Genomic DNA, 19,138 nt, shown 5'->3' with positions numbered 1-19,138 from the left:
GACTGAATGATAAGAATAATTACTTATTCTTTAAAAATATTTGTGACACAATTAACTAAAACATAAAAATGTGGTAAATTTGTTAAATCAATAATAATTCTAATTTAACAATCATGATTCAGTACCAAACAAGAGCAGCATTATTACAGATGGAGCCTAGTCTGGATTTAAACTGGCAAAGACTCTTAGAGCGTATATTTCAACATTCAGATAGTGACGTTCGCGAAGAAATTGATCGTCAAATTCTCAAACCTAAAGATATATTTTGGAATCGTGTGAATAACACATTCGAATATAAAGTCACGACGTCGCTGGGAATTTTAAAGCATAGTTTTTCTAGTGAAAGAATGCGCTCCATTGCAGCAAAGTTATGTCAATCTATCCAATGGTTGAAGGAGATGACGGATTGCGTACAAGTGGCAGACTATTTAGAAAATGCGCTGTATCAAATTGACCTAATTGCTGTTGAGGACAATTTAAAATTACAACGCGAAAAAATGTTAATGCGTCGGGTTTTTTTGCAAGATGTTGCTAAGTTAATTCGTGAATTAAATCTTGAAACACCAGTTGGAGCTCGTCAGTTAACTTCAGCTCAGATTAAGAGCTTTATGATAGAGGTATTTATTAAGCAACAATTATTGGGGTATTGGTTTAAACCCCTTCTACCTAGAAGCTCATCGATCATGGAGCATCCTTTTTTTGCACAATGGTTGCTGAAAGAACAGTCCATTCGACACTTTGATATTGTTAAAACCTCTGAATTTCTATTCGTCATCGCACCAACCAGTCAGTTTGAACAAAATCCATTTTCGATCCGTCGTTTTTTATTTGAAGATCGAATGGAATACAACCAGCAAATTTATCTCAATGGGTTGGTTTTGGATATGCGCCGTTACAATGAAGAGGGGTATATCAAACAGTTTATGGAACACGTGCAGATGATGGTTACTATTCAGCATCAAGTCCATAAAGATGTCATTCAAATTGTGCAAGAATTTGAAGATGTTGCTGAACAGAAGATATTACCGCTTTTGACACAAAATTTAGGGATGGCTGGAAGTAATAGTGATTTTGTAGCCAAACAGCATTTACGGAAGATTGAGCAAGCATTGACTGTCGAATTGCTACAACCTCTCGTGGTGGCTTTAGAACAGCATTTATCACATATTGAAGAATATGAGCATCTGTTTAAAAGTGTGCATCGCATATTTTCAGATATTCTGGCGAATTATAAAGATTTTAAACAACAGCCTTCATTATTTTTTAATTCCTCAGTCCAATTGTTTGAATACAAGTTGTTAGCCTATTTAAAACTACTTGAAAAGCGTAAAGATGAAATATTTGTACCATTGAATATGTATGAGCGTGGAGTCATGCATGAGCGCTCCAAGAAACCGTTAAATGCATTACAAGAAGATTTAAGCCAACATATTCAAGATTACCGAGAAATGCTGTCTCATACGATGCGTTTGAAACGAGATTATGCTGAAGTTCAAGGCTCATTTTTAAAAAGAATGGTGGCTGGAGAAAAGCTAGAAAAAGAACTTCAACAAACTTCATTGGCCATGGTGAAAATCAAGAAGCAGGCTTATCTAGATATTTTAAGTGTGCCTAAAAACTATCGAAAATATAGTGTATTTATTGAATTTGAAAGTTTTTCAGCTACAAGTGAGTTTGAACGACATTATGCATTCCCTTCGGGGCAAAATGGTTTAACTAAGCTTCCAGTATTGGTCAAACTCCCAGAAAACTTAGAAGATTTTAATTTAGAAGATTTAAATATGATGTTGAGTCAGGATATTTCGGCTTCACCAGTATTTAGTTGAACAGGCTGTAACTCAGTGACGAAATTGGATTTGTAGGCTTAATGATCAGTATTTGATATCTAAATGAAATCATTTACCCAAAAAATTATATTGTAATTCAATTGCTAAAATATATTTTTTACAAAGAGAAAATTGCTTTAGTAAAAAATAAAACGAGTTTTCATTTCAACTCTGAGTTAATTCCTTTACAATTATGGGGTTTTGAAATTTATGCTTAGATTTACAATTAATTAGAGGACGTATCTGTGAGCAAAGACACTATCGTTGCCCTACATGCAGAGCACCAAGGTCGCTGGAAAAACCGTGAAGAACTCGCGGAACGTATGATTGCCCTTGTTGGTCAGTTATACCGTGAAAAAAACATCGTAGCTACAGTATACGGTCGCTCTTTAATTAACCGCTCGGTTATCCAAATTCTTAAAGCTCATCGTCGTACACGTGTTTTAGACGTTGAACTTTCTGCTGTAGATACTTTCCCAATCCTTGAAGCATTGGTTAAAGTACAAAATATCGGCACAGCTGAAATCGATTTAGGTAAACTTGCTGTAGAATTTAAAGCAAAAGGTGGCGATGTAGATGCATTCGTTGCTGACGCTGTTAAATCTCTACAAGGCAATGCCGCATCTGTTGAGCATAAAGATGTTGTGCTTTATGGTTTTGGTCGTATTGGTCGTATCCTTGCACGTCTTATGATTGGTCAGTCTGGTCTTGGTCGTGGTCTAAACCTTAAAGCGATTGTTGTTCGTAAATCATCTGATGGTGATTTAGAGAAACGTGCTTCTTTACTTCGTCGTGACTCTATTCATGGTCCATTTGCAGGTACGATTTCTGTAGATGAAGAAAACGAAGCAATTATTGCGAATGGTCAATTCATCAAAGTGATCTATGCATCTAACCCATCAGAAGTGGATTACACTGCATATGGTATTGAAAATGCATTGGTGATTGATAACACTGGTAAATGGCGTGACGCTGAAGGTCTTGCTCAGCACCTTAAATGCCCAGGCGCTGCACGTGTAATCTTAACTGCACCTGGTAAAGGTGATATGAAGAACGTTGTGTTTGGTGTTAACCAAGCTGACATTCTTGATGAAGATACAATCATCTCTGCTGCAAGCTGTACTACAAACGCGATTACACCGACGTTGAAAGTACTTCATGACAAATATACAGTGATTAATGGTCACGTTGAAACAGTTCACTCATTCACGAACGACCAAAACTTGATCGATAACTACCATAAAGCTGACCGTCGTGGCCGTGCTGCAACGTTGAACATGGTGATCACTGAAACGGGTGCTGCTAAAGCAGTTGCTAAAGCACTTCCAGCGCTTAAAGGCAAATTAACTGGTAACTCTGTACGTGTTCCAACACCTAACGTGTCTTTAGCAATCCTTAATCTGACTTTAGATAAAGAAGTTGATCGTGATGAAGTGAACGAATATATTCGTCAAATTTCTATCAACTCTAATCTACAAGGTCAAATTGGTTATACAAACTCTACTGAAGTTGTATCATCTGACTTTATCGGTTCACGCACTGCAGGTGTTTTTGATGCGCAAGCAACAATTACGTCTGGTAACCGTTTAACAGCATATGTATGGTACGACAACGAAGTAGGTTATAGCTGCCAAGTTCTGCGTATCGCTGAACAAATGGGCGGCGTAAGCTATCCAAAAGTTCCTGCTGAAACAAATGCATAATTTGTAAGGCATAAAAAGAGCCTCTTTCAAGGCTCTTTTTTATTTGCCTAAATTTACGTAATTAAGACTTTAGAGCAATATGGTTTCTTCAAAATAAGTGGTTTAATATTGAAAAATTGTGTATTTGTTCACATAAAATATGGATTGTGAGCAGGTGATTAAAAAAATAAGTGTTAAAGGATTATATTTTTGCGCATCAAATATCTTGTCATTGGCTTCGTGCTGATTGCTTTGGCTGCCGCGAGTGGTATAGCAATTGCCTTATGGGTTTTTCAACATTTTAAAATTTACATTCCACTTGAAGATCAAGCCGTGAATATTGATCTTCAGGAGCCATTGCAAGCGAAAGTTCAAATCCATGATGCTTTGGATGTGAATGTGACAGGTCGTGTGAAAACGACCATTCCTATACGTGAAAATCTTTCTATTCCTGTACAACAAACATTGAATCCTATTGTTCATTTCGACAATCAAGTACCAATTAAAACGGTTATTCCAGTCCGTGAAAATTTGATTGTGGATCAAAATTTAGCAGTAGATACTAAAGTTAAGGTTCGCATTTTGGGCAAAGATATTACACTGCCATTGAAAGGGACGATTCCAATTAAACTTGATGTACCTGTTGAAATGGATGTTCCCTTAGATCAAATGGTTCACTTGAAATTTCAAGCACCTGTTCAAGCGGATTTAAAAGAGAATCTACGCATCCCATTAAATAAGGATTTAGATGTGGATATACCAGTACAAGGTCATTTGAATGCACCAATTAAAACTGCGTTAGAGGCTTCAGTCAACGTACAAAATACTTTGCCAATTAAAATACAAAAAGGTGAGTTGGTTATCCCACTCAATACCTTAACATTACAAAAAAATCAAAAAGTGGAAGCAGCATCACCCATTAAAGTTCAGAAGGATGATCAATCTGCTGAATCGGTGAAAGCCCAGTGAGCTCGAGAAGCATGAGTGCTAAAAAAATCGTGGGATATGGTTCGCTCTTGTTTATTATCGTGGCAAGCATTGTCGCCGTAGGTTTTTGGCTATATCTCAATATTCAAGCATCCATTCAAGTCACTGCGAAGAATGCAAGTGTACAATTATCAGAATCATTGCCGACAAAAATTGATGTTGGGAATTATCTTGAGGTACAAGCGATTGGCGCGCTAAATACACAAATTAAAGTGCAGGAAAATATTGATTTAGATTTGCAGGGTAAATACAAAACCAATCTCAAGTTTAAAGTCGAAGTCCCTGTTTCTGTGAGTGTGGATTATCAAACGAAAGTAAAAATCGATCAAACGATTCCAATTAGTGCAACAACAGATTTGGTTTATAAAACACGATTTTTACCTAAATTTCCGTTAAATTTAGATTTGCCTATTCAGCTTGAAGTTCCATTTCATTTGAAGCGTACTTATCAGGTTCCGATTACGATTGATTTTGATGGTCCTGTCTATTTAGATTTGCATGAGCAGCTTGATGTGGATATTGATCATGTTTTCAAACCTGTATTGCATTTAAATGATCCAATTTTGATGAAGGATGTATCTAGTTTTAGAGCAACAATGTACAACTTGGAGCGTGAGACAAAAGCAAATTTAGATATGAACTTGGATTTACCTCTGCGCAATATTAAAAAGTAAAAACTCCCCTTTAAGGGGAGTCTATTCTCTAAGCATTCAGGGCTTGCTGAATGCTTTCACGAATCGATGTGGTTTTTCGACCAATTAAATGTTCAAGATCTTTGCTTACACTGTACATCGCACCATGGGCGGTGTGAAGATCTGCATCTACAATGACGTCAATGAGACCTAGTGGTAAACCAGCTTGAATTAATCCTTGACGATAATCTTCTGGAGATAAGTTTTGATATTTCACAGGCTGTTGTGAAAACTGAGAAAGTAGGGTTGCAAAATTATTTAAGCTAAAGCTTTCGCTACCAGCAAGCTCGTAAATTTTGTTCAAATGTTGAGCTGATTCATCATTTAATATTTGAGCTGCAGCAGTGGCATAATCCAAACGAGAAGCTGAACTAATTAAACCATCTTGAGCAGCTCCGTATACGATGCCTGTTTCGATTTGATGGGTGAGGGCAGATAAATAGTTTTCGCTATACCAATTATTTCTTAAAAAGGTGTAGGTAATAGAACTTTCTCGTATTAGTTTTTCTGTTTCTCGATGTTCATTGGCTAAGCCAAGCGGAGAGTGATCTGCATTCAGTAAGCTGGTATAGATCAAGTGAGGAACTCTAGCTTGAATCGCAGCATCAATAACAGCCTTGTGTTGTGGAGTGCGACGACCAATTTCATTGGCAGAAATGAGCAGGAGTTTATCAACATCCTGAAGGGAATTTGCGAGATCATCTGGCTGATCATAATCAAATTTGCGTACTTGAATATCTTCAGAAAATAAAATTTTAGCTTTTTCTGGGTTGCGAACCAAAGCAATAATTTCATGCTTGCTATGAAGTTTTTTAAGTTCTTGAACAACTAAACGACCTAATTCACCAGTTGCACCTGTAATCGCAATTTTCATTTTAATTTCCTCTCATTGTGGCTAAAAAATAAACTTGATGAAGGCATATTAATCTGTTAACTTACTTAATGAAAGTACGTACCTAAAAGTAAGTTATTAACTGTTAAGAGAAAAATGATGAATACATATGCGCATAGTGATTTATTAGGTCAAGTTTTATCCAGTGAATGTCCTTCTCGTGAAATTTTGGAGCATCTCACCAGTAAATGGTCAGTTCTCGTCCTAAGTTGCTTGAGTGATGGTGTGCATCGTTTTAGTGAGCTAAAACAAAGAATTGAGGGGGTGAGCGAAAAAATGTTGGCTCAGACACTAAAAACCTTAGAAAAAGATGGTTTTATTTTGCGCACTGTCTATCCAGTAGTTCCTCCAAAGGTGGAGTATCAACTCACTGTATTGGGTTCAAATGCAGCGATGAAATTAAATGAGTTGATCCATTGGATTGAGCGAAATTTACCCGAGATTTTGGAAAGTAAGGCAATTATTACGCGATAGTTATATTTCATCATTTCGTTATCGCTCAGTTTAAAGTGTGTACTGAGCGAGATGTTTATATGGTTTTCATGATCTTAAAATCATAACGATCAATACATAAAATTAAAATTGAGAAAAACAATCCCAAAGCAACGCAACCAATCCATGCATAATGTTCCCAAGCATAGACAGCACCTAAAGAACCTAATGCAGCGCCTGAAAAGTAAATGGTCATATATACAGCATTAATTCGTGAGCGTGCTTGACCATCAATACGATAGACTAGATTTTGATTCAAAACATGAAATGCCGTGAGACCAAAATAGCTCATCAATACGCCAAGTGCATAAATGAAGATGTTCTGTTGCGCGAAATATAATGGAATACAAGAGAACAGCATCAAGGTGATACATAATTTAGCGACAAATTCTTCTTTCCCTTTGCCAACCGTTTTACCAGACCAACTCGAGGAATAAATTCCGATAATACCTAACAGACCAAATAGACCAATTTGAAAATCAGTAAATTGATATGGGGCACTCCCTAAAACAAAAGTCATCGATGTAAACACCATTGAGAGAATGCCAAATCCTAGGGCACCCGCGCAGGCACGGCGTATGAGATGCGGATTATGCTTTGCGATGCTCCAAAGTGATTTGTAAATATCGGTGACTTGTAAATGCGAAGCAGGTTGAGTGTTGGGGAGTTTTTTCCACATTAAACATGCAAAACATAAAGTCAAAATACCACTAATGAAATAAACGCCTTCCCAAGACCAATAAGTTGAAACAAAGCCGGCAAATGTCCTAGATAAAATAATCCCCATGACCAATCCGCTCATGAGTTTACCTACAACTGCCGAGCTTAATTCCGGTGGGCTAATGGAAGAAGCAAATGGAATTAATACTTGTGCTGATATGGCTCCAAATGTTGCACAAAGGGTAAAGATATATAAAGTGCTAATATCTGAGCTGAAAGACAAAAGGATCTGCGAAATTGCCGCAAATATCATTAAACTCACAATGAGTTTTCGTTTATTAAAAAAATCTCCAAGGGGTACCAAAAGCATGAGTCCGAGCATATAACCCACTTGAGCGATAACCACGGTAAATCCAGCTTGGCTGGTCGAAATTTCTAAACTTCTTTCGATTGAATAAATCAGTGGTTGATTGAAATAGGCTGAACCTGCACAGACACCACAGGCCAAAGCCATAATAAGCACGAATTGTGAGGATAAAGGGGTAGCAGAGCGATCCATATCAAAATCTTAGAGTGCAATTTAATGCACTATAGGCATTATTTTGTGGTTTCAGAAATAAATAAAACCAATGATGTCATTTGATAAAACAATGAGTAATGAATAAATCAAATTTAATGCAGTGATACACCAAAATATTAAAGACTCAATTTATGAAAAAAGTCGCTAACTTATTCTCAACCTGCATAAATATAGTCGAGAAATACTTTAAAATATGGCAGAATAGGCGGTTTTAAAGTTTTTAGAGGATTGGCATTATGCGCTTTGTTGATGAAGCAGTCATTACCGTAGAGGCTGGCGACGGTGGCAATGGCGTAGCCAGTTTTCGCCGTGAAAAATTCGTACCATTTGGTGGTCCAGATGGTGGTGATGGTGGTCGTGGTGGCAGCGTATATATTCAAGCTGATGACAACACCAGTACGCTTGTAGATTATCGTTATACCCGTAGATTTCGTGCTGAACGTGGTAAAAATGGTGCTGGCGCAAACTGTGCAGGTCGCGGTGGTGAATCCGTAACACTATATGTTCCAGTAGGAACAACAATTGTAGATACTGAGTCTGGCGACATCATTGGTGATTTAATTGAAAATGGTCAACGTGTTCTTGTTGCTCAAGGTGGTGACGGTGGTTTAGGTAACACTCACTTTAAGTCATCAACGAACCGTTCTCCACGTAAATGTACACATGGTAACAAAGGTGAGTTCCGCGAAATTCGCCTAGAGCTGAAAGTTTTGGCAGATGTTGGCTTATTAGGTATGCCAAATGCGGGCAAATCAACATTTATTCGTGCTGTCTCTGCAGCAAAACCAAAAGTAGCAGATTACCCATTTACAACTATGATACCTAATCTTGGTGTTGTAGATGCAGATCGTCACCGTTCATTTGTAATGGCTGATATTCCAGGTTTGATCGAAGGTGCTGCAGAAGGTGCAGGTCTTGGTATTCGCTTCTTAAAACATTTGGCGCGTACTCGTATTCTTCTACATATCGTGGATGTACAGCCAATTGATGGATCAGATCCAGCTTATAATGCTAAGGCAATTTTAAATGAACTTTTAAAGTTCTCTCCAACATTGTCAAAACTCCCAGTGGTGTTGGTTTTAAATAAAGTAGATCAGTTGCCTGAAGACTCAAGAGATGAGTGGTGCAATCACATCCTTGAAGAGTTGAAATGGGAGGGTCCAGTATTTAAGACTTCAGGCTTGATGTCTGAGGGAACCAAAGAAGTCGTTTATTATTTAATGGATCAAATTGAACAACAGCGCGAACGCGAAGTTGAAGATCCAGAGTATGCAGCAGAAATGCAAGCATTCCGTGATCAGCTAGAAGCTGAAACACGTGAACAAACCATTGCCGCTAAAGAGGCTTATCGTGAAATGCGTCGTAAACAACGTCTTGCGAGTCAAGAGGATGACGATTTTGACGATGATGAAGATGATGGCGAAATGGAAGTGTACTACGTACGTTAATCTCTTTATATAAGAGACAGAGGACAAGATGATAGAAGTGGTAGATGGGCAACGTCAGCTCAAGGGTTGCAAAAGAATCGTTGTTAAAATCGGATCATCTTTACTCACAGCAAACGGAAAAGGTTTAGATATAGATGCAATCTCGCATTGGGCGGGGCAAATTGCAGATCTACACAATGCAGGGCATGAGATTATTCTTGTGTCTTCCGGTGCTGTGGCTGAAGGTATGGTTCGAATGAAACTTGAGAATCGACCCACGGATCTACCCAGTCTTCAAGCTTGTGCTGCCATTGGTCAAATGGGGCTGATACAAACTTGGTCAAGTGTATTGTTGAATCACAATATTCAATCTGCCCAAGTTTTATTGACTCATGATGACTTGGCTGACCGTCGACGTTATTTAAATTCTTGTGATGCTTTACAGCATTTAATCGATTGGAAAGTGATTCCAGTGATTAATGAAAATGACACTGTATCCACTGATGAGATTCGATTCGGAGACAATGATACTTTAGCTGCAATGGTTGCAGGCCAAGTTCATGCTGACTTGCTGATTATATTGACAGATCAAGAGGGGATGTTTGATTCAGACCCGCGTTCAAATCCTAATGCGAAGTTGTTCCATACAGTTCGTGCATTAGATGAAAGTTTGTTTGATATGGCAGGTGGTGGTGGTAAGTTTGGTCGAGGTGGAATGCTGACCAAAGTGCGTGCTGCACGTTTAGCCGCGAAATCAGGATGTCCTACACTGATTGCCAGTGGAGACAGTAATCATGTGTTAACTCGATTAATGTCGGGTGAGATGCTGGGTACGTTGTTTATCACTGATAATGATCGAATAACTGCTCACCAACAATGGTTAGCTGCGCATTTGCAAACTGCAGGGCGATTGGTGATTGATGATGGTGCTGTGAAAGCAATCAAAGAAAATCATCGGAGTTTATTGCCTGTAGGTGTGAAAGCAGTTGAAGGGCATTTCGAGCGTGGTGATGTGGTGGAGTGTGTGGATCAGCAACGGCATCGCGTCGCAGTTGGTCGTGTCAACTTTAGTTCACGTAGCGCTGAAATTGTCAAAGGCTTACCCTCGGATAAGGTACACCAAGTTCTAGGTGAAGCACGTTCATTAGAAATGATCCATCGCAATCATATGGCGATCTATTAATTTCTTATTAAAAAAAAGCTCGCTTAGGCGAGCTTTTTTTGTGGGTCAAGATCGGGTAATTGATGAGATGATCCGACCATATAAGGATAATCAGCCATATCCAACATCGCTTGATCCTCATAAGAATTTCCATAAGCATAAATTGATTGAAATTGGTCTACATCATATTGCTTGAGTATGCGCTGTCTTTTTTCTTCGCCACTACAATCAGGAGAAGAATAATGACCCGTATAAAACTGATTGAGCACTTCAGTTTCAGTACAAATCAAATCTACATTTAAAATCTGAGAAATGGGTTTTAAATAAATATCAATGGATGCAGAGACAATCGCAATGCGGTCACCACGGAGTTGATGCTTGATCAATTGTTCATAAATGGGTGAGTTTAAGTGTTGTTGTAATGAATGGGCGTATTCAAGTGCAATCGGATCTGCATCAGACCTAGAAAATCCAGTAAACATTGCCTTGAATAGCTTAGGGCGCATTGCGTGCGCGGGGTAAATATTTAAAAAATAGGCTTGAATCCAAGGCAGGGTTTTTAGTCCTTGCTTAACAATATGTCGTTTTGATAAGGCGTAAAAGATAAAGCTCGTAAAACTATCTTTTTCACACAGTGTTCCATCAAAATCAAATAACGCTAGGTTTTGATTCTTTTTGCTTTCTGCATACATGTTTGATATCGACCGTTAACTCGCGTAGCAAACCAGTTGGTATTGTAGTCGCGACTAAGCTTAGGACCTGAAATAACCACTTCAGGCATAATGGCATAAAATTTTTCTTTTCCAATTTTCTTTTCGTAAAGCTCAGTCACAGCTTTATAGGTTTGCGTATCTTCAAACTTTTTCTCTTTTTCTTTCTTTAAATCAGCTCGAATTTGACGAGGTGTAATAAATACATTATTTGCGGCAAATACATTGATAAGTTCTTGTTCAGATTGACTCTTTTCAGCTTTTGGATTGCCATTTTTATTGTACAGTAATAAGTCTCCATCAAGCGTTAACTCAGCTGCTGTTAATTCATTGAGCATGCTTTGGAAAGCGGCGTTACGACTTGAATACATGCCTGAATTGTAGTCTGCAAAGCGATATATGGGTTGATCATAATCTGCTGGATACATCATCAGGCGGTGAATACCATAATAGAGTCCGCCATATTGACTATAAAGGTCTGATCTTAGATCTGCGATACTTCCACCTTGGCGCTTATGATCTTTTGCATAGCTAATATGAACTTGCATAGAGCCTAAAGTGGTAATGGGATTTAGTTTTTCACCAATATCTTGACCAACGAGTTTAGCTGCACCAGTAAGTGCACTGACATGGTAGTGTTTTGCCATGTGAGCAAAAATCTCACGATACAATTCATCTAATTCTCGTTCGGTGGAGACTTTTCGCATTTGTTTTAGATAATTGTCTTCAGGTGTTGGTTGATTTTTTAAGACTTCTTGGAAATACCCCGCAACGGTGCCTCCGATACTATCTCCTAATTTATCTTTAAATTTTTCATCTAAACGATCTTCAATTTCTTTAACTGCTTTGGCACCTAGTCCGGGTACATGGGGATCTGCAACAAAATTAGATTCTTGATCAACTACAGCAATAATGGTACACACATTTTCTTTCGTTTGAGGTATACCAAGTTGCTCGGTTATTTTATAAATATCCTCGGCCCATGAACCACGATTATTAACGCGGCCAGGAATGAGTTTTGAGATTTGTTCTGCATCAATCGTTTTATCTTGTGTGTTCCACCATGATGAGTCACCACAAGCACTCATGAATAAACTTAATGTAGCAACACTACAGGCTTTAAAAATTACATTAGAGCGAAAGCTATTTTTCATAAATGCAAAGTATCAGGGATAAAGATTCTAGCGAAGTATACTATTTCATTCACGATTTGTGAGAACTTATATGTATACAAGATAATGGCAGCATGCTTCAAATATAAATCTAAGTGTTGAGCTTAAGTTCATCCATTAACATTCAAGCAAAATGAGATAAAACATATTTTTAGTTTCAAACGTTATATAATTTAATACTTGTATCTAATTTCAATCTCTCAATGAGTGCAGATTTAAAAAGTTAAGCATTCTGAAACTGTTTCATCATCATTGGTATTATTCATGTCTCAACATCCTGTGATCCGTGATTTATTTGATCGCGAAAAAACAACTCCTGTTTTTGTAGCACCCATGGCAGGTGTAACGGATCGACCATTTAGAACCTTGTGTAAATATTTTGGTGCAGGACATGCAGTTAGTGAAATGATGACTTCTGACAAAACGCTGCGTATGAGCAAGAAAAGTCTCTACCGAGCCAACTTTGATGGTGAAATTGCTCCAATTTCAGCACAAATAGCAGGATCAGACCCACGGGATTTAGCTGAAGCTGCACGATATCAAGTGTCAAATGGTGCTCAAATCGTTGACATCAATATGGGCTGTCCAGCGAAAAAGGTGTGCAATAAATTAGCAGGTTCTGCACTACTACAGGATGAAGACTTGGTAGCCAGAATTTTAGATGCGGTGGTCGAGGCAGTAGATGTCCCTGTAACACTTAAAACGCGCTTAGGATTTTTAAACGGACATGAAAATATTATGCGTGTGTCGAAGCGCGCAGAACAAGCGGGTATTGCAGCTCTAGCATTGCATGGTCGTACACGGGAAGATATGTATTTAAATACTGCACGTTATGATCTAATTAAAGAAGTGAAGCAAAATATCTCTATTCCAGTCATTGCAAATGGAGATATTGATAGCCCAGAAAAAGCCAAGTATGTATTAGATCATACTGGTGCTGATGCCGTGATGATTGGTCGAGCAGCACAAGGTCGTCCATGGATTTTTAGAGAAATTGCTCATTATTTAAAAACGGGACAGCCACTTGCAGCCCCATCGATTGCTGAAGTGAAAGAAGTTCTATTGGGTCATTTGAATGAGCTATATGAATTTTACGGTGAGTATTCAGGCTGTCGTATTGCACGTAAACATATCGCGTGGTACACCAAAGGTCTCCACTCAAGTAATGAATTTCGTCAGAATATGTACAAAGTAGAAAGTACAGCGGAACAAGCCAAGGTCGTAGCCAATTATTTCGATTTACTTTTGTCAGAAGGGCAAATTATGAGTGATGTTCAAGTGGAATCTGTGGATTTATTAAAATCAGGTTGAGTTTCTATATGTCAGCACTCAACTCAGATAAGTTATTCATACATTCTACTGTTGAGATTCAAGAGGTTGTAAATTTATTTCAGAATCCGATTTTTTCTCTTCAGAAGAATGTAATTGATCTTGATTTAAATTCTGAGTATCTAGCTGCTCAATATTATGTTGAGTGGACTGATCATTATCTTGAGCATGTGAATAGGTGTCTATTCCGAATCCAATCGCCACAAGTGCTAATAATACAAAACCCATACTTTTCGCTACATAATTTAACAATCCATTGTAAATTAAAAAACTACAGCTCGATATGGGTTTTATCGATTATTTAAGCATCATATTGATCAATTTCTAATATGATTTGATTGATTAAATCAGGCGCTTCTAAAGCTCTGATTTGATTTACATTACTTCCTGCCCAGAATGCACCGAAGCTTTCATCATTATTGGTTAATGCTGTTGCATTAAGTTGTTTACCTAAATCATATGCATAAGGGTAGGGAGCAACTAACTCACGCTGAGGTAAATCTACGAGAGTTGACCAACTGTTGATTATCCCTCTCGCTGGTCGCCCAGAGATGCTTGAAGTGATTTGAGTTAAAGGCTTGCTTAATAATGCATTACGATAAGCAGCATTAGCAGCTGAACTCTTGCATTGTACAAATGCAGTACCGAGTTGTACGGCTGAAGCTCCGAGATTCATCATATATTTAGCTTGAAATCCATTCATGATTCCACCAGCTGCTACGACAGGTATCTTGCAGGTAGGAACAAGTAATTTTATTAAATCTGCTGTTTTGATTGCACTGTCAAAATGCTCATTAAAAATACCACGGTGTCCTCCCGCTTCAATACCTTGTGCAATGATGATATCAATCCCAGCGTCTTCAATTGCTCTAGCTTCCGCTAAGTTCGTTGCTGATACCATCGTAATAATACCAACCTCTTTGAGGGCAGCTATTTGATGTGCATGAGGTATCCCAAAGTGAAAACTCACCGCCTTAGGTCGAGTTTCCAAGACTAAATCTAAAAAATCATCAGTATCTAAAAAACTGGGGTAAATACATTTTAATTCTTTGGGTGGTTCAGTATTAAAGTTATCAAAGTGGGGTTTTAGATAATTTATCCAATTTAGATTCCGTTCAGAATCAAGTTCAGTTGGTTTGTGGCAAAAGAAATTCACCTGAAAGGGTAAATCTGTTAATTTTTGAGTTGCAACTATTTGTTGTCGAGCATTTTGGATACTGGCAGCACCTAAACCAAGAGACCCCAATCCACCTTGATTGGATACTTCAGCTGCCAGTTCTGGTGTGGATACCCCAGCCATTGGCGCTAAAAAAATGGGGTGCTGAATGGATAATTGTTCGAGTAAAGACATAATCAAGCTCCATGATTCAATTTCACTTTGCACAATCATGGTCAGAGAATCAAATTATATTCATTATTTAGTGCGAAAATGCAAAGCGTCAAACTGTGTCGCATGAGTGATCACTGACATTTGGTAGAATAAATAAACAATTATAATATTCGAAATCTCATTGCTTCCCCATACATATATGTCTGATCGTATCCGTGAAAAATTACAGATTTTAGCTGATGCTGCCAAATATGATGTGTCTTGTTCCTCAAGTGGTAGTAACCGCAAGAACAAAGATAAAGGTCTTGGTAATACAGGTTCCGGAATTTGCCATAGTTATACCGAAGATGGTCGCTGTGTTTCATTATTAAAAATTTTATTCTCAAATGTCTGTATTTATGATTGTGCGTATTGTGTCTCTCGCCGTTCAAATGACGTAAAGCGAGCAGCATTTACCGTCCAAGAAGTGGTAGATCTGACCATTAATTTTTATCGTCGAAACTATATAGAAGGGTTATTTTTAAGTTCAGGAATTTTTAAATCCGCGGATTACACCATGGAGAGAATGCTTCAAGTCGTAAAAAAATTAAGACTGGAAGAAAATTTTAATGGGTACATTCATCTCAAAACTATTCCGGGTGCTTCGCAAGAAATTATTCATGAGGCTGGACTGTATGTCGATCGGATGAGCATTAACTTAGAAATGCCGACAGAAGAAGGCTTGGTGAAATTTGCACCTGAAAAGTCGCATGCAGAAGTGCAGAAAGATTTAGGTATTGTGAGAGACCGTTTGATTGAATTGAAAGATGAGAGAAAACTAATCAAGTCGGTTCCTAAATTTGTGCCTGCAGGTCAGACAACTCAAATGGTGGTCGGTGCGCATCACGAAACAGATCGTGATGTAATCTTGATGGCTGACAAGCACTATAAAGATTTTAAATTAAAAAGGGTGTATTACTCAGGATATATACCTATCAATCCAGAAGAGTCTGCTTTACCTGCTGTAGGTTCTGCACCGCCGTTATTGCGAGAAAATCGCTTATATCAATCAGATTGGTTAATGCGTTTTTATGGATTTGAAGCCAACGAAATTGTGGATGAAGCACATCCCAATTTAGATTTAGAGGTTGATCCTAAATTAAGTTGGGCTTTAAGACATCCAGAGCAGTTTCCAGTGGATATTAATACTGCTGAATATAAAATGATTTTGCGTGTTCCTGGCATTGGTGTGAGATCTGCTAAGAAAATTGTACAGGCTCGCCGTTTTGGAAAAATTCATATCGATCAGTTAAAGCGCTTAGGCGTTGCTTATAATCGTGCTCAACATTTTATTCGATGTGCTGATACACCTAAGTTTAAAAGAGAACAGCACGCTCATCAGATCCGCCAGCAGATTTTACAAAGTGGGCAATCAAAATATGTGAAACAACTGTCACCTCAACTAGGATTTGGGTTTTAAATGGCTGTGTATGTTTTTGATGGTACCATGACTGGGTTGCTGTGCTGTGTTTTTAGAGCTTTTCAATTCAAAGAGTTCGACGTAAAAGTTCAAACTGAAGGAAACGCTCACCAGAATTTGTTTGATGAGTCAGTCCGAGTTTACAGTGAAGAAAAGCAAGCTGAACGAGTCTGGCAAGGTTTAAAATCTAAAATTTCTGCTTCAAGTTTACGTAATTGGTATTTTACTTTTTTGTCTGAGCAGGAAGTGGCATACCAACATCTATTTGATTATTCCATTTATATCTTTAAGCACCAATATGCCGTTGAAAAAAATTTCGGTCATCGTGATGTTTTAGCGCTTGCACAATGGGCTAAACAAGTTGGTCGTGAAAAGCACCGAATGGAGGCATTTGTTCGCTTTAAAAAGTGTAGGGATGGTTTGTTTTTATCATTAGTAAGACCAGATTTTAATGTTCTGCCTTTAATCTCTAAGCATTTCAAAGCACGTTATCAAGACCAGCGTTGGTTAATTTATGATGAAAAGCGACGCTACGGAATTTACTATGATTTGAAGCAAGTCCATCAAGTTAATTTGAATGCAGCCGAAATTGATCAAAATATCCATATAGGTTCTAGTCAATCATTCATGATTGAACTCGATGATCAAGAAGAGCTATATGATCAACTTTGGAAGGATTATTTTAAGAGTGTAAATATAGTGGCACGTGATAATCCTAAGTTGCATGTTCAATACGTACCTAAAAGGTATTGGAGATATATGAATGAAAAGCAGGTTTAGTATGATTTTTTAAAAATAAGTTATTGAATTTATTTGATAAAATATAATAAAAACAATTTTGTAAGAGTGTTTTAAATTTATACTACTAAAATTATTAATATTTTTTTATTATATTTCTTTAGGGGTTATTTACATAAGTTATTGAATTATATATTTATATATATTGTTCTTAGATTGCATTGAAATTTAATTATACTTTATAGGTATATATTGGGTCATAAAATAAAATTATTTGTATTTTTAATATTCAAAATTAACTTATGAATTTTTAATTTTCATTTTTTTTCTAAAAATATCAAAACTTAATTTTATATGAGTTAATTTTTATGACGATTCATATTTAGTCATCTCAGCCCAATTGGACTCTATAAATCTTTTTTTCTTAGACTAATAGTTAAGCCCGACTTTTTCATTCAAAAAGTGAATGTCACTAGAATTTCGACCTTTGAAATTATTTAACGCGCAATTCATTTTTGAGTGTGAAATTTATTGCATTTAACAATGGATTCACTTTTTTGAATTAGAAGGGTCTTCCATGGATATTCACGTTGATGAGCAATCTCAACCACCTAAGAAGCAAAAGTTTTATCAAATTTTATATGTTCAAGTCATCTTTGCAATTATTGCGGGTGTCACACTTGGACATTTTATGCCGGAGTTGGGGGCAAGTTTAAAACCTCTTGGCGATGCTTTTATTAAAATCGTCAAAATGATCATTGCACCCGTTATTTTCTTGACTGTGGTCACGGGTATTGCTGGTATGACGAATATGGGCGCAGTGGGGCGAGTGACGGGTAAAGCAATGGCTTACTTTTTAACTTTCTCTACGCTTGCGCTGATTGTGGGCATGATTGTTGCTAATCTTATTCAGCCGGGTAAAGGTCTTAATATCGATCCTGCTGCTTTAGAAGGTGACAAAGTTTCAACTTATGTTGAAAAAGCTCAGGATGCCTCTATTGTTGACTTCTTCATGAATATCATACCAAAGACTTTAATCAGTCCTTTGGCGGGTGGTGATATTCTTCAGGTTTTATTTGTTGCTGTTCTATTTGGTTTAGCGCTTGCAGCGGTGGGTGAAAAAGGGAAACCAGTTACAGACTTCTTAACGACACTGACCGCTCCGGTATTTTACCTTGTCGGTATGTTGATGAAACTAGCTCCAATTGGTGCATTTGGTGCGATGGCGTATACGATTGGTGCTTTCGGTATTTCGAGTATTGGAAATTTACTATTATTAATCGTAACGTTCTATATTACTTCACTTTTATTTGTTCTGCTTATTCTGGGAGCAGTTGCACGATACAATGGATTTTCTATCATTGATCTCATCCGCTATATCAAAGATGAATTATGGTTAGTATTAGGCACGAGCTCTTCTGAAGCTGCACTGCCAACGCTGATGAATAAAATGGAAAAAGCGGGTTGTGAAAAGTCGGTCGTTGGTTTGGTCATTCCAACTGGATATTCATTTAATTTAGATGGTACAAATATCTATATGACGATGGCTGCTCTTTTTATTGCTCAAGCCTGTAATATCGATTTGACCATTTGGGAACAGATCACAATTTTGTTGGTTGCGATGATTAGTTCAAAAGGGGCTGCAGGTGTAACGGGGGCGGGCTTTATTACTCTGGCAGCTACATTATCCGTTGTTCCAGCATTACCTGTTGCAGGGATGGCACTTATTTTAGGTATCGATCGTTTTATGTCTGAATGCCGCGCATTAACTAACCTTGTTGGCAATGCTTGTGCAGCAATCGTTGTAGCACGTTGGGATAATGCATTAGATAAAGAACAATTAGATGCAACTTTGAAAAAGAAAGTAGAGGCTTGACTTCACTTTTAATATCTAAATCTTAAGCCCATCTTCGGATGGGTTTTTATATAGATGATGCAGCATTTAACAAACTCAAAGTAAGCACATTAAGACTTATTATAAGAACAAACTTTGGTGACTT

General features: G+C 37.6%; 17 protein-coding genes. 11 read left to right on the top strand and 6 right to left on the bottom strand.

Features of this window, described 5'->3' with window-relative positions; translation table 11 throughout:
* Positions 1 to 113 precede the first annotated feature (113 nt).
* The 4 genes from AC1M9J_RS06430 to AC1M9J_RS06415 all read left to right on the top strand — a co-directional run bounded on the left by AC1M9J_RS06430 (position 114) and on the right by AC1M9J_RS06415 (position 5,169).
* Positions 114 to 1,826 carry a hypothetical protein gene (locus AC1M9J_RS06430; protein ID WP_481595981.1) on the top strand — a complete coding sequence of 571 codons (1,713 nt, stop codon included), beginning with the start codon at positions 114 to 116 and terminating at the stop codon, positions 1,824 to 1,826.
* A gap of 245 nt (positions 1,827 to 2,071) precedes the next feature.
* Entirely contained in the window at positions 2,072 to 3,529 is a 1,458-nt protein-coding gene (locus AC1M9J_RS06425) for a glyceraldehyde-3-phosphate dehydrogenase (RefSeq protein ID WP_180028420.1), read from the top strand.
* A 189-nt stretch (positions 3,530 to 3,718) separates the two neighbouring features.
* Positions 3,719 to 4,477: an MFS transporter gene (locus AC1M9J_RS06420; protein WP_481595982.1), complete on the top strand. Its 759-nt coding sequence runs from the start codon at positions 3,719 to 3,721 to the stop codon at positions 4,475 to 4,477.
* Positions 4,478 to 4,488: 11 nt separating this feature from the next.
* Positions 4,489 to 5,169, top strand: coding sequence for a hypothetical protein (locus AC1M9J_RS06415; protein WP_481608843.1), 681 nt, complete (start codon positions 4,489 to 4,491; stop codon positions 5,167 to 5,169).
* 28 nt (positions 5,170 to 5,197) lie between these two features.
* Here AC1M9J_RS06415 and AC1M9J_RS06410 read toward each other — a convergent pair whose 3' ends face one another.
* A complete protein-coding gene (locus AC1M9J_RS06410) occupies positions 5,198 to 6,061 on the bottom strand; it encodes an SDR family oxidoreductase (protein WP_481595984.1) in 864 nt (287 codons plus the stop codon).
* Between the two features lie 117 nt (positions 6,062 to 6,178).
* On the opposite strand from AC1M9J_RS06410, the gene AC1M9J_RS06405 reads away from it, so the two are divergent.
* Positions 6,179 to 6,553, top strand: a complete 375-nt coding sequence (locus AC1M9J_RS06405; protein WP_092767041.1) for a winged helix-turn-helix transcriptional regulator — start codon at positions 6,179 to 6,181, stop codon at positions 6,551 to 6,553.
* A gap of 55 nt (positions 6,554 to 6,608) precedes the next feature.
* Here the strand turns inward: AC1M9J_RS06405 and AC1M9J_RS06400 are convergent, their stop codons facing one another.
* Positions 6,609 to 7,790 carry an MFS transporter gene (locus AC1M9J_RS06400; RefSeq protein WP_481595985.1) on the bottom strand — a complete coding sequence of 394 codons (1,182 nt, stop codon included), beginning with the start codon at positions 7,788 to 7,790 and terminating at the stop codon, positions 6,609 to 6,611.
* Positions 7,791 to 8,047: 257 nt separating this feature from the next.
* Between AC1M9J_RS06400 and cgtA the strand changes: the two genes are divergently transcribed.
* Positions 8,048 to 9,259 carry an Obg family GTPase CgtA gene (gene cgtA / locus AC1M9J_RS06395; RefSeq protein ID WP_481595986.1) on the top strand — a complete coding sequence of 404 codons (1,212 nt, stop codon included), beginning with the start codon at positions 8,048 to 8,050 and terminating at the stop codon, positions 9,257 to 9,259.
* 28 nt (positions 9,260 to 9,287) lie between these two features.
* Positions 9,288 to 10,421 (top strand): glutamate 5-kinase, encoded by a 1,134-nt coding sequence (proB, locus tag AC1M9J_RS06390; RefSeq protein ID WP_035265485.1) that lies wholly within the window; start codon positions 9,288 to 9,290, stop codon positions 10,419 to 10,421.
* 23 nt (positions 10,422 to 10,444) lie between these two features.
* On the opposite strand, the gene AC1M9J_RS06385 is transcribed toward proB, so the two are convergent.
* Together AC1M9J_RS06385 and AC1M9J_RS06380 are read right to left on the bottom strand one after the other, a co-directional pair.
* Entirely contained in the window at positions 10,445 to 11,092 is a 648-nt protein-coding gene (locus AC1M9J_RS06385; RefSeq protein WP_481587802.1) for an HAD-IB family hydrolase, read from the bottom strand.
* Complete coding sequence (locus AC1M9J_RS06380) at positions 11,059 to 12,264, bottom strand: DUF1615 domain-containing protein (protein WP_035265483.1); 1,206 nt, start codon at positions 12,262 to 12,264, stop codon at positions 11,059 to 11,061. Before AC1M9J_RS06380 ends, AC1M9J_RS06385 begins: the two co-directional genes overlap by 34 nt.
* Positions 12,265 to 12,546: 282 nt before the next feature.
* On the opposite strand from AC1M9J_RS06380, the gene dusB reads away from it, so the two are divergent.
* On the top strand, positions 12,547 to 13,593 hold the full coding sequence (dusB, locus tag AC1M9J_RS06375; protein ID WP_180028412.1) for a tRNA dihydrouridine synthase DusB: 1,047 nt from the start codon (positions 12,547 to 12,549) through the stop codon (positions 13,591 to 13,593).
* Between the two features lie 45 nt (positions 13,594 to 13,638).
* Here dusB and AC1M9J_RS06370 read toward each other — a convergent pair whose 3' ends face one another.
* On the bottom strand, positions 13,639 to 13,839 hold the full coding sequence (locus AC1M9J_RS06370; RefSeq protein WP_481590320.1) for a hypothetical protein: 201 nt from the start codon (positions 13,837 to 13,839) through the stop codon (positions 13,639 to 13,641).
* Between the two features lie 73 nt (positions 13,840 to 13,912).
* The gene (locus AC1M9J_RS06365; protein ID WP_481590321.1) at positions 13,913 to 14,962 is read right to left on the bottom strand and encodes an NAD(P)H-dependent flavin oxidoreductase; all 1,050 of its coding nucleotides are present in this window, start codon (positions 14,960 to 14,962) and stop codon (positions 13,913 to 13,915) included.
* Positions 14,963 to 15,140: 178 nt separating this feature from the next.
* Between AC1M9J_RS06365 and AC1M9J_RS06360 the strand changes: the two genes are divergently transcribed.
* The 3 genes from AC1M9J_RS06360 to AC1M9J_RS06350 all read left to right on the top strand — a co-directional run bounded on the left by AC1M9J_RS06360 (position 15,141) and on the right by AC1M9J_RS06350 (position 19,014).
* A complete protein-coding gene (locus AC1M9J_RS06360) occupies positions 15,141 to 16,400 on the top strand; it encodes a putative DNA modification/repair radical SAM protein (protein WP_481952045.1) in 1,260 nt (419 codons plus the stop codon).
* Complete coding sequence (locus tag AC1M9J_RS06355) at positions 16,401 to 17,180, top strand: TIGR03915 family putative DNA repair protein (protein ID WP_481595988.1); 780 nt, start codon at positions 16,401 to 16,403, stop codon at positions 17,178 to 17,180.
* Between the two features lie 535 nt (positions 17,181 to 17,715).
* The gene (locus AC1M9J_RS06350; protein ID WP_035265514.1) at positions 17,716 to 19,014 is read left to right on the top strand and encodes a dicarboxylate/amino acid:cation symporter; all 1,299 of its coding nucleotides are present in this window, start codon (positions 17,716 to 17,718) and stop codon (positions 19,012 to 19,014) included.
* Positions 19,015 to 19,138 lie beyond the last annotated feature (124 nt).

This window comes from Acinetobacter sp. ANC_7588 (assembly GCF_056783995.1).
This window is presented reverse-complemented; position numbering and strand designations above follow the sequence as displayed.

What these genes read in the sequence shown, in the direction of transcription:
- AC1M9J_RS06410 (WP_481595984.1), bottom strand. Translation starts at nt 6,061, where the DNA reads ATGAAAATTGCGATTACAGGTGCAACTGGTGAATTAGGTCGTTTAGTT.
- AC1M9J_RS06380 (WP_035265483.1), bottom strand. Translation starts at nt 12,264, where the DNA reads ATGAAAAATAGCTTTCGCTCTAATGTAATTTTTAAAGCCTGTAGTGTT.
- AC1M9J_RS06385 (WP_481587802.1), bottom strand. Translation starts at nt 11,092, where the DNA reads ATGTATGCAGAAAGCAAAAAGAATCAAAACCTAGCGTTATTTGATTTT.
- proB (WP_035265485.1), top strand. Translation starts at nt 9,288, where the DNA reads ATGATAGAAGTGGTAGATGGGCAACGTCAGCTCAAGGGTTGCAAAAGA.
- cgtA (WP_481595986.1), top strand. Translation starts at nt 8,048, where the DNA reads ATGCGCTTTGTTGATGAAGCAGTCATTACCGTAGAGGCTGGCGACGGT.
- AC1M9J_RS06365 (WP_481590321.1), bottom strand. Translation starts at nt 14,962, where the DNA reads ATGTCTTTACTCGAACAATTATCCATTCAGCACCCCATTTTTTTAGCG.
- AC1M9J_RS06350 (WP_035265514.1), top strand. Translation starts at nt 17,716, where the DNA reads ATGGATATTCACGTTGATGAGCAATCTCAACCACCTAAGAAGCAAAAG.
- dusB (WP_180028412.1), top strand. Translation starts at nt 12,547, where the DNA reads ATGTCTCAACATCCTGTGATCCGTGATTTATTTGATCGCGAAAAAACA.
- AC1M9J_RS06400 (WP_481595985.1), bottom strand. Translation starts at nt 7,790, where the DNA reads ATGGATCGCTCTGCTACCCCTTTATCCTCACAATTCGTGCTTATTATG.
- AC1M9J_RS06355 (WP_481595988.1), top strand. Translation starts at nt 16,401, where the DNA reads ATGGCTGTGTATGTTTTTGATGGTACCATGACTGGGTTGCTGTGCTGT.
- AC1M9J_RS06360 (WP_481952045.1), top strand. Translation starts at nt 15,141, where the DNA reads ATGTCTGATCGTATCCGTGAAAAATTACAGATTTTAGCTGATGCTGCC.
- AC1M9J_RS06430 (WP_481595981.1), top strand. Translation starts at nt 114, where the DNA reads ATGATTCAGTACCAAACAAGAGCAGCATTATTACAGATGGAGCCTAGT.
- AC1M9J_RS06370 (WP_481590320.1), bottom strand. Translation starts at nt 13,839, where the DNA reads ATGGGTTTTGTATTATTAGCACTTGTGGCGATTGGATTCGGAATAGAC.
- AC1M9J_RS06405 (WP_092767041.1), top strand. Translation starts at nt 6,179, where the DNA reads ATGAATACATATGCGCATAGTGATTTATTAGGTCAAGTTTTATCCAGT.
- AC1M9J_RS06415 (WP_481608843.1), top strand. Translation starts at nt 4,489, where the DNA reads ATGAGTGCTAAAAAAATCGTGGGATATGGTTCGCTCTTGTTTATTATC.